Below are 860 nucleotides of genomic sequence, written 5' to 3'. Positions count from 1 at the left end.
AACGGCAAGTTGGATCGGCGGGCGTTGCCGGATCCGGTGTTCGAGGCTCGGGAGTATCGTGCGCCGTCGACTCCGGTGGAGGAGTTGGTGGCGGGGGTGTTCGCCGAGGTGTTGGGTGTGCCTCGGGTGGGTCTGGATGATGATTTCTTTGCGTTGGGTGGTAATTCGTTGGTCGCGACGCAGGTGGTGTCGCGGTTGGGTGTGGCGTTGGATGCGTCGGTGTCGGTGCGGGTGTTGTTCGAGTCGTCGTCGGTGGGTGCGTTGTCGGCTGTGTTGGAGTCGCAGGTGGGCAGTGGGGGTCGGGTTGCGTTGGTTGCGGGTCCGCGCCCGGAGCGGATTCCGTTGTCGCTTGCGCAGCAGCGTTTTTGGTTCTTGAATCAGTTCGACACGTCGTCCGCGGTGGACAACATCCCGCTGGTCGTCAGACTGTTGGGCGATCTCGATGTGGAGGCGTTGAGGGCTGCGGTTGCCGATGTGGTGGAGCGTCACGAAGCTCTGCGCACGATGTACCCGGCGTACGAGGGTGTGCCCTATCAGGAGATCGTGGCGGGGGATGGTGCGGTTCCGGTGATCGAGTTGCTCGATGTGGATCCGGCGTCGTTGCAGGAGAACGTTGTTCGCTTCATGATGCGTGGTTTCGATGTTGCGGCCGAGATTCCGTTGGCGGGGCGGGTGTTCAGGCTCGGTGAGCAGGACTTCGTGTTGGCGTTCGTGGTGCATCATATTTCGGCGGACGGTGCGTCGATGGGTCCGTTGGCGCGAGATGTGATGGTGGCGTACGAGTCTCGTTCGCAGGATCGGGTGCCGCAGTGGCGTCCGCTGGAGGTGCAGTATGCGGATTTCGCGCTGTGGCAGCGTGC

1 protein-coding gene is annotated in these 860 nt (G+C 62.9%); it reads left to right on the top strand.

Annotated elements, in window-relative coordinates:
* The coding region (locus CH291_RS26470) for a condensation domain-containing protein (RefSeq protein ID WP_256980987.1) at positions 1-860 on the top strand (860 nt) is incomplete at both ends.

Source organism: Rhodococcus sp. 14-1411-2a, from assembly GCF_002259485.1.
Taxonomy (GTDB): Bacteria; Actinomycetota; Actinomycetes; order Mycobacteriales; family Mycobacteriaceae; genus Rhodococcoides.
This window is presented reverse-complemented; position numbering and strand designations above follow the sequence as displayed.